Source organism: Streptomyces sp. CNH189, assembly GCF_000527195.1.
In genome coordinates this window covers 1-8,557 of sequence record NZ_AZUS01000044.1, presented here as the reverse complement: position 1 = coordinate 8,557, position 8,557 = coordinate 1, and the positions used below count along the sequence as shown (strand labels likewise).

General features: G+C 66.4%; 8 protein-coding genes. 4 read left to right on the top strand and 4 right to left on the bottom strand.

The genetic code is table 11. From position 1 onward, the window contains the following. Positions 1-334 precede the first annotated feature (334 nt). Positions 335-1,846: an MFS transporter gene (locus B100_RS0133255; RefSeq protein WP_199785319.1), complete on the bottom strand. Its 1,512-nt coding sequence runs from the start codon at positions 1,844-1,846 to the stop codon at positions 335-337. Positions 1,847-2,014: 168 nt separating this feature from the next. On the opposite strand from B100_RS0133255, the gene B100_RS0133250 reads away from it, so the two are divergent. Then, complete coding sequence (locus B100_RS0133250) at positions 2,015-2,554, top strand: TIGR00730 family Rossman fold protein (protein WP_024888651.1); 540 nt, start codon at positions 2,015-2,017, stop codon at positions 2,552-2,554. Between the two features lie 35 nt (positions 2,555-2,589). Here B100_RS0133250 and pdxR read toward each other — a convergent pair whose 3' ends face one another. Further along, positions 2,590-4,059, bottom strand: a complete 1,470-nt coding sequence (pdxR, locus tag B100_RS0133245; RefSeq protein WP_037724048.1) for a MocR-like pyridoxine biosynthesis transcription factor PdxR — start codon at positions 4,057-4,059, stop codon at positions 2,590-2,592. Between the two features lie 47 nt (positions 4,060-4,106). Here pdxR and B100_RS0133240 point away from each other — a divergent pair, with 47 nt between their 5' ends. From B100_RS0133240 to B100_RS0133230, 3 genes are all read left to right on the top strand, one after another. After that, on the top strand, positions 4,107-4,598 hold the full coding sequence (locus B100_RS0133240) for a carboxymuconolactone decarboxylase family protein (protein ID WP_024888649.1): 492 nt from the start codon (positions 4,107-4,109) through the stop codon (positions 4,596-4,598). Positions 4,599-4,650: 52 nt separating this feature from the next. Next, positions 4,651-5,526, top strand: coding sequence for an NAD-dependent epimerase/dehydratase family protein (locus tag B100_RS0133235; protein WP_024888648.1), 876 nt, complete (start codon positions 4,651-4,653; stop codon positions 5,524-5,526). A 335-nt stretch (positions 5,527-5,861) separates the two neighbouring features. Continuing rightward, positions 5,862-7,619, top strand: a complete 1,758-nt coding sequence (locus tag B100_RS0133230) for a SpoIIE family protein phosphatase (protein ID WP_024888647.1) — start codon at positions 5,862-5,864, stop codon at positions 7,617-7,619. 107 nt (positions 7,620-7,726) lie between these two features. On the opposite strand, the gene B100_RS37115 is transcribed toward B100_RS0133230, so the two are convergent. Both B100_RS37115 and B100_RS0133215 read right to left on the bottom strand, forming a co-directional pair. Beyond that, positions 7,727-7,879: a hypothetical protein gene (locus tag B100_RS37115; protein WP_158686776.1), complete on the bottom strand. Its 153-nt coding sequence runs from the start codon at positions 7,877-7,879 to the stop codon at positions 7,727-7,729. A 248-nt stretch (positions 7,880-8,127) separates the two neighbouring features. Continuing rightward, on the bottom strand, positions 8,128-8,557 hold a 430-nt coding region (locus tag B100_RS0133215; protein ID WP_024888646.1), incomplete at its 5' end, for a zinc-binding dehydrogenase.

The following is an 8,557-nucleotide window of genomic DNA, read 5'->3' as shown; positions in this document are numbered from 1 at the left end:
TGGGCACGGGGAGCGTCCAATTCACTCGCTCGCTCCCGAGAGTGGCAGCCGGACCACGCGACATGGCGAACGGGCTTCGCGCAACAAGGGCCCACCTGAAGACGAAGCGCCTGCCCCCCGACGGGAGCACACCCCCCTGCGTCCACGACCGTTCTGGCCGGCTCACCTGAGGACACGTCGTGCAGGCTGCGGCCTACTTTTGCCAGTCAGCCGCGGTGTCCCCGAGCAACGGTGACCGCCTTCACGAGAGTTGCCGGTTGTAAGTACGGGGGGCTCCCTATATCCGAAAGGTAATGGTGATGCCCGGACGGACACCACCATTACCGGATCAATGTCACGAGCTATCACCGACCTTGACTCCCGCGACGGGCCGCTCTTGTCCGTTTTCCAGGAGTTCCGGATCGTTCCGCTTGTACTGGTGGCTGATGCGGAACTGGGCGGCCAGGCTGAGCAGCGCGAAGACGACCGTGAGAGCGGAGTAACCCACTACCGCGGTGATGTCACCGAGAGGCCCGGCGAGTTGTCCTTCGATGATGATGGGCACACCAAACGCCAGGTAGGCCACAACGTAGATGCCGGCCACGACTCCTGCCCGCTGATGGGCGGCCGCGCGCGGGATGATGAGTCGCAATGCGGCGGTGAAAGAGGCACCGAATCCGACGCCGGCGAGGGCTTGTCCGATGATCATGAGCACCAGGCTCCCGCCGAGGACTCCGCCCGAGATGCCGACGGCTCCCGCGATGGAGGCGTAGATGCCGGTAGTCATCGCGTGCCGCGGACCGATCCGAGCGAACGACAGTCCGATAACGACGGACACCGCAGGAGCGATGAAGCCGGTCAGCCCGTTGAGGAAACCGCTGTCGAGGTGGAAGACGCTCCTGACGAGGCTTGGCGCCAGGCCCCCCGACAGGCCTGCGAGCATCCAGACGGCCGCCACTACGGGTGCGGCACCGGCGAACTCTCGACGGGCAGCCGGTGGCATGGCCACGCGGGGAATCATGGAGCGCAGCGTGCCGGGTGTGCGGGTTGCGGTCTCCCGGGAAAGGGCCGTGACGATGATCCCGAGAACGCTGAGCACGATGAGGCTGACGAAGGCGATGGTGTTGGCGCTCGGAGTGAACTGAATCGCTACTCCTGCCAGCAGCGACCCGGCGGCCAGTCCGCCGGTGAGCCCGATGCTGCCCAGAATGGTTCCCAGCCTCTTCTTGTGAGGTGGGGCGAACTCGACGAGTGCCGCTGTGAAGGCAGCGGTGGCCGCGCCACTGGCGATGCCCTGGATGACACGGCCCGCGACGACCCAGCTGACGTCGGAGCCTGTCAAGAACAAAAAGTTCGACACGAGTTGAACCATCAGGGCCCCGATGATGACCGGCCGTCGGCCGATGTGGTCGGAGAGGGATCCCAAGGTCAGTACAGCGACGAGGAACCCGAGCGCGTAGACGGCGAAGGCGAGTGTGAGCATCGTGGCAGGGAATGACCACTGCTGCTTGTACAGGACGAGCAGCGGGGTCAGCGCACCGGCGGCGAGGTAGAGGCTCATGAAACCGACGGCGGCTCCGGCCATTTCCAGAGTCGGGGACATCCTGCGGTGCGAGCGGCGCCCGGTCGGCTGGCCGGCCGTTGCCGCGGAGGATGACGGTGCGGTTCCGTGGCCGGACCGGCGGACGCGCAGCATCTGTGTGAGCCTGTGTGAGCTCTCGGGCTCGGTGTCGGACACGGTCCGAGGACCGTTGATGCTCCTGCGCCGTTCTTGTCCGTCCCCTGCGGGCTTGTTGTAGGGGGCGGGATCTTCGCGTGCCCGGCGTGGGCTGTAGAGGCGTTTCTTTACTTCGTTGTAGGTCGTCATATCGGAAAGACTATGGCTCGAGTGGACCGCAATCCTGGTCCATTCTCCGCCCCGGTTGTCAGACCAATTCTGCCCGATTGGTCCTCTGCCTGGGCATCGGAATGGCCGGGAGGCGTCCCGCGGCTCGGGTTTAGTGTTGGGCTCATGTCTGTCACCTCCCCCGTCCCCATGAGGATTTGCGTCTTCCTCTCCGCCGCCGACCTTCACGAGCGCTACACGAGTGCCGCCCGCGAGTTCGCAGATCTCCTCGGTAAGGAGGGTCACACTCTGGTGTGGGGCGGCTCTGACACCGGTCTGATGAAGGTCGTCGCAGACGGGGTGCGGGCAAGCGGGGGGCGGCTCGTGGGTGTCTCGGTCAGCTTCCTGAAGAACTGGGCCAGGGCTGACGCCGACGAAATGGTAGTCGCTGAAGATCTCGCAGAACGCAAGGCGTTGCTACTGGGTGGATCGGACGCGGTGGTCGTGATGGTCGGCGGCCTGGGCACGTTGGACGAAGTGTCCGAAATTCTGGAGTTGCGCAAGCACGGGCTGCACCGCAAGCCGGTGGTTCTGCTGAACACGGCGGGCTTCTACGACGGGCTGGTACAACAGCTTCGACGGATGGAAGAGGAAGGGTTCCTGCCGATGCCGCTGGCGGAGCTGCTTTTCGTCACGGAGGACGAGGCAGACGCACTCGCCTACCTGGTGGGGAGCTCCGCGAGGCAGTGAGTGCGCCCCGCTTGAAGGGCGCGGGCAACGGCGGGTCATCCGACACCAGCCACCGACGGTGGAGGCTCCGGGAGCACCCCACACAGGATGTCCAATGCCCCGGCCCATGCGCTGTCCGAAGGAGCCGCGTAGTTGATCACGAGCGCGTCCTGCTCAGGCGCCTGCCCTCCTGCACCCGGCGCTTGGTAGCGGAAGTCCGACATTCCACTGAGTGCGAGTCCTTGATGAGCCGCCGCCTCGACGACGGAGCGCTCGGTTCCCCGCGGCAGTTCGACAACTACTTGCAGTCCGGCAGCCATGCCCGTCACCCGCACGGCGGGGGCTCGCTGCTGCAGGACCCTCACCAGGTCCTCGCGACGGCGGCGGTAATGCTGACGCATCGCGCGCACATGACGGTCGTATGCCCCCGACGCCATGAACTCCGCAAGTGTCAACTGTTCGAGAGCGCTTGACATGTAGTCGCCGTAGCCCTTGGCCGCGACCATCTCCGGGACCAGTTGCTCCGGCAGGACGATCCATCCAAGACGCACGCCGGGCGCCAGTGACTTGCTCACCGAGCCGAAGTACACGACCCGGTCCGGGTCGAGCCCTTGAAGCGCCCCTACCGGCTGACGGTCATATCTGAACTCTCCGTCATAGTCGTCTTCCAAGATCAGCCCTCCCCTGGCACGGGCCCAGTCCACGGCCGCCGCCCGGCGGTCAGGGTGCAGCGCGACCCCTGTCGGGTACTGGTGTGCTGGTGTGAGCAGCACGGCGCCGGCCTTATGCAGCGTCGCAAGGTCGTCCGTGCGTGCACCGTACTCGTCGACGAAAAGAGGCGGGGTGTCCAGGCCCGCTGCGGAGAGCAGGTCACGGTAGAGGTCCAGGCCGTATGCCTCCACGGCCACCGTCCGTGTCCCTTGGGCCTTGAGTACCTGACCCATCAGCGAGAGCCCATGGTGGAACCCGGAACAGATGACGATCCGGTCAGGATGGGCCACCACTCCGCGGGCTCTGGCCAGGTATTCGGTGAGAACGGTGCGCAGCCGCATCTGGCCGAGGGGGTCGCCGTAGCCGAAGGCGTCGTGCGGTGCGGCGCTCAGCGCTCGGCGTGCGGCGCTGAGCCACTGGCTACGGGGGAAGTTCGCCAGGTCGGGTGAGCCGGGGCGCATACCGTAAGTGGGATGGCGCCGCACTGTCCGTACTCGGGTGGAGGAACGTGGTGCCGAGTGCGGCTCGGTCCGCCGCGCCACACGGGTGCCGGAGCCCTGCCGGGCGGTGAGCCAGCCCTCGGCGACCAGTTCCGCGTAGGCGTCGGTCACGGTGTTGCGCGAGACACCGAGATCGGCTGCGAGAGAACGTGACGGAGGCAGTCGCGTGTCGGGGCCAAGTCGCCCTGTCCGTACCGCTTCGCGCAACGCGTTGGCCAGTCCCACCCTCAGCCCGGGCCCGCGCAGTTCCACAAAGAGATCGGTGCCGAGCCCGGGATCGGGCTTCGACGTCGAATTGGTCTGAGAATGCTCCATGCAAATGGAGCCTACTCCGGTGCCACTCGGTACGTAGCCTGGGCGTCATGACGACGAACGAAGTTCACGAAGCTCACGGAATCGACCGACTTCCGGAGCATGCTCCGCGCATGGACTGGACCGCGCTCGCCCCGGAGGCCTTCAAGGCCATGATCCGCCTTGACACCGCGGCGAAACAGGGCGTCGAGCCCATCCTGCTCAACCTGATCAAGATCCGAGCGTCCCAGATCAACCACTGCGCCTTCTGTCTGGACATGCACAGCAAGGAAGCACTGGCCGCCGGTGAATCGGCCGAGCGGATCATCCAGCTCGACGCATGGCGGGAGTCACGGCATTTCTACACCTCGAAGGAAGCCGCGGCGATCGAACTGACCGAGTCGATCACCAGGCTCACGGACGACTTCGTCCCGGACGAGCTGTTCGAGAGGGTTTCGAAGGAGTTCGACGAGGGCGAGCTGGCCAGGCTCATCGTCGCGATCACGACGATCAACGCCTGGAACCGATTCGGTGTGTCCACGCGACTCGTCCCCGGTCGCTGACGCGGCCGCCTCCACAGGCATTTCATTTCATCTACTGAAGGACTGAGGACTCATGCATGTTCTTGTTGCCGGCGCGACCGGCGCGGTCGGCCGGCTGCTCGTTCCCATGCTGCTGGACGCAGGGCACCAGGTCACCGGCCTCTCACGCACGCTTTCGGGCCTGGAGCGCATACGGCTCCTGGGGGCGTCAGCTGTTCAGGCTGACGCGTTCGACGCCGAGGGTCTGCGGCAGGCGCTGGGGGACACCGCTCCCGATGCGGTGATCCACCAGCTCACGGCACTGACGGAAGCGGACGGAGAAATGACCAACCGGCTGCGTCAGGAGGGCACACGCAATCTCGTGGACGCGGCCAAGTCTGCCGGCGCGCAGCGGATCATCGCTCAGTCGATCTCCTGGGCCTACATTCCGGGCGAAGACCCCGCCGACGAAACCGTCCCCCTCGACATCGGTGCCCAGCCGCCGCGAGGAGGAATGGTGGAGGGCGTCCGGGCACTGGAAGCGACCGCGGCCGAGATGGAGACGGCGGTGGCTCTGCGCTACGGCATCCTGTACGGCCCTGGCACCTGGTATGCGCCGGGCGGCGCTGTGGCCGCAGCGCTGGCTGGCGATCCTGCCGCGCGTCTCCTCGCGTACTTGGAGGCAGACCGTTCTGTGACGTCTTTCGTCCATGTCGCCGATGCCGCGCGGGCTGCGGTCGCGGCCCTGGACTGGCAGTCCGGTCCGGTCAACATCGTCGACGACGAGCCGGCGCAGGGACGTGAGTGGTTGCCGGTGCTGGCTGGAGCCCTGAAGGTACCTGCGCCGGCAAGCACGTCCGCACGACAGAGCTGGGCACGCGGCGCATCGAACGCACTCGCCCGCTCACGAGGGTGGCGTCCGCAATACGCGTCGTGGCGTTCCGGCTTTGCGGCACAGAGCACCACCTGAGCACCAACAGGTCGGCTGGTAGATGGTGGCGGTCTTGTCATATCGAGCGGACAGACCGCGCCATTGCCTCTTCAGCGCTCGACCGCGTTACGTTGCTTGTAGGCGCCGCGGTCCAAGGCTGTTGGTCTGCCACCCCAGGAGGCCCATCCGAGCACTGCAGACTCTGGAAAGGCGCCCCACAACCGCCTGCGGAAGTGGGCTGCTGACGGCACTGGGAGCCTGTCTTCCGCTCTGCTCGCCAGGCGGACGCGGAAGGCACCCTCGACTGCGTCGCTGCGAGCCTTGCACCGCGGCGGTCCGGGCCGTGAACACAAACAGTCTGAAGGTTGATAGCCATGGCATCAGCAAACGCGGTCCTTGACGAAGCCCAGGTCAGCGCTCTGATCGACAACGCGGGAGAGGCGGCTGGCGCGGCACTGCGTTCCCTCTTGTCCCAGTCGGCTGTCGGCCTCGCCATCTGGGACACCCACCTGCGTTGCATCTGGGTCAACGACACCATGGCGCGCTACGACGGCATTCCCCGGCATATGCGCCTAGGACGCCGGCCACGACAGGCTTTGGTCAGCGACTCCGCCGGTATGGAAGCAGTCGTGCGTCAGGTTCTGGTCACCCAGAATTGCGACACCGGTCGTGAATACCGTGTACCGACTACCGAAGGCGACCGCGTCTTCTCGGCCTCGTTTTTGCGGTTGAACGACGATGCGGGCCAGGCGCTCGGTGTGTGCATGATGCTCCTCGGTCTCGGAGATGAACGCTGGACAGGTGACCGCCTGGCCGTCGTCAGCGCGGCAGGTGCCCGCATCGGCACGACGCTGGACGTCATGCGTACGGCGCAGGAACTGGCAGACTTCACGGTGCCGTCCTTCGCCGATTACGTGACCGTCGATCTCACCGAGGCGGTGCGACTCGCTGAAGAACCACTGGATCGCCTTGGGCTGTCCGAAGGGCGCATCCCCACGTTCCGACGCGCAGGCATGGCGTCGACGCGGGACGGTGCTCCGGAGTCACTGTGGAGCACCGGCGACGTGGTGTATGTCCCCAAGACGTCACCGTTCATGCACGTGCTGTCCACCGGCCGCCCTCTTCTCGACCCCTTGCTTGACCCCTCCCAGGAGAGGTGGCTGGATAACGATCCTGCGAGGGCCGCGAAGATCAGCGAGTTCGGTATGCACTCACTGCTCATCCTGCCGATCCACGCCCGCGGGGTTCTGCTGGGAGTGGCCGTGTTCGTCCGGGCCGACAATCCCAAGCCGTTCGACGAAAGGGATCAGCTTCTGGCCGAGGAACTGGTGTCCAGGGCTGCCCTGAGTCTCGACAACGCCCGCCGGTACAGCCGGGAGAGGACCACTGCGCTCGCTCTCCAGCGCAGCTTGCTGCCCAGCCGGGTGCACGGCGGGTCGGTCATGGAAGTGGCCGCCCGGTATCTCCCCGCAGATGCGGAGTACAGCGTCGGCGGGGACTGGTTCGACGTGATCGCCCTACCCGGCGGCAGGCTCGCGCTCGTCGTCGGTGATGTCGTCGGTCACGGCATCAACGCAGCGGCCACCATGGGCCGGTTGCGCACAGCCATGCGGACCCTCGCCGATCTCGATCTCCCCCCAGGAGAGTTGCTGACCAGGCTGGACCGAACTTTCATCCGGTCGATCGAGGACGATGACGGAGGCGTGGAGCAACCTGGCGTGCCGGCTCAGGCCCGCGGCGCAACCTGCGCCTATGCGGTCTACGAACCCGCAGACCGCACCTGCACGGTCGCACTGGCCGGGCACCCGCCGCCTGCAGTAGTGCACGCGAACGGAAAGGTCACGTTCCCCGACCTGCCGCACGGCCCTCCGCTCGGCGTCGGCATGCTCCCGTACGAATCAGTAAAAGTCGAACTGCCCCCCGACAGCTTGATCGCTCTCTACTCGGACGGACTTGTCGAAGAACGTCATCAGAGCATCGACATCGGCATGGAACGTGTGCGAAAGGCCCTCGCGCAACCCGTGTCATCCCTGGACGAAATGTGCGAGGCAGTAATCAACACGCTGCCCACCACGTCGCCGGCCGACGACGTGACCTTGCTCCTGGCTCGCGGCCTCCCCCCGCATTCATAGCCGTAGCTGCTCCCGGTCGAGGCAACTAGACCCGCCGTGTCTTGCGAAGTTGTCAGCCCCCGAAGGACGATGGAGCGGCATCCGCCTCCGCCCGCGAGATGGATCCGCTAGCTCAGCAGTGGGCCCGAGTACGGAAGCAAGTGCAGACGGCACGCCCAGACCGCCGACAGCGCACCGAGCCCGAGGTGGCGGCGTCCGTGGGACTGACGGTGCAGGACGCAGGGCTCGAGGTCGGCGTCGTCGATTGCGACATCAGCCATGATCGTTGGCGCGGTCCAGTACTCGAAGGGATACCGGGCCCGGCAGCAGGCGGAACAGGTGCTCGATGCGGACGGGTCCCCAGCGGCGTAGGACGCGGACTTTGATGACCCCGCGGGTCGGTAGCGGTCGGTGCGCGGTGCGGACCTGTGTGCGGTCCGGAGGAGCGGTCGGCCATGTCTGCCTCGCGTACGCGCGGTAGCGGTCCACCGCTGGGCCGTCGGGGCGGACACGAGAACCCCCGAGCCGATCAGTTGGGGGTGAGCACCATACGGAAGCGGGCGCTGCCGTCCATCATTTTGCCGTAGGCGGTGTTCGCCTCGCTCAGCGGCAGGGTTTCCGTCAGGGGGCGGATGTCGTGCCGGATGGCGAAGGTCATGGTGTCCTGCACGTCCTGTGTCCCGAAGGGACAACCTCGTAGCAGTCGGCCCTGGAGGATCAGTTGGGATGGGCTGATCGGCATCGGGTCGGTGGTCGCGCCGACGGCGACGAGTTCACCGCGCGGGGCGAGGCCGTCCACCGTCGAGGCGATGGCCTCCGAGTTGCCCGCGGTGGCCAGGACCACCTTGGCGCCGCCCAATGACTGCAGGGCCTCGGCGACCGGCCCCGCCGTGCTGTCGACGTAGTGATGGGCGCCCAGCTGCTTGGCGAAGTCCGCCTTGTCGGCGCCCCGCGCGATG

What these genes read in the sequence shown, in the direction of transcription:
- B100_RS0133255 (WP_199785319.1), bottom strand. Translation starts at nt 1,846, where the DNA reads ATGACGACCTACAACGAAGTAAAGAAACGCCTCTACAGCCCACGCCGG.
- B100_RS0133250 (WP_024888651.1), top strand. Translation starts at nt 2,015, where the DNA reads ATGAGGATTTGCGTCTTCCTCTCCGCCGCCGACCTTCACGAGCGCTAC.
- pdxR (WP_037724048.1), bottom strand. Translation starts at nt 4,059, where the DNA reads ATGGAGCATTCTCAGACCAATTCGACGTCGAAGCCCGATCCCGGGCTC.
- B100_RS0133240 (WP_024888649.1), top strand. Translation starts at nt 4,107, where the DNA reads ATGACGACGAACGAAGTTCACGAAGCTCACGGAATCGACCGACTTCCG.
- B100_RS0133235 (WP_024888648.1), top strand. Translation starts at nt 4,651, where the DNA reads ATGCATGTTCTTGTTGCCGGCGCGACCGGCGCGGTCGGCCGGCTGCTC.
- B100_RS0133230 (WP_024888647.1), top strand. Translation starts at nt 5,862, where the DNA reads ATGGCATCAGCAAACGCGGTCCTTGACGAAGCCCAGGTCAGCGCTCTG.
- B100_RS37115 (WP_158686776.1), bottom strand. Translation starts at nt 7,879, where the DNA reads ATGGCTGATGTCGCAATCGACGACGCCGACCTCGAGCCCTGCGTCCTG.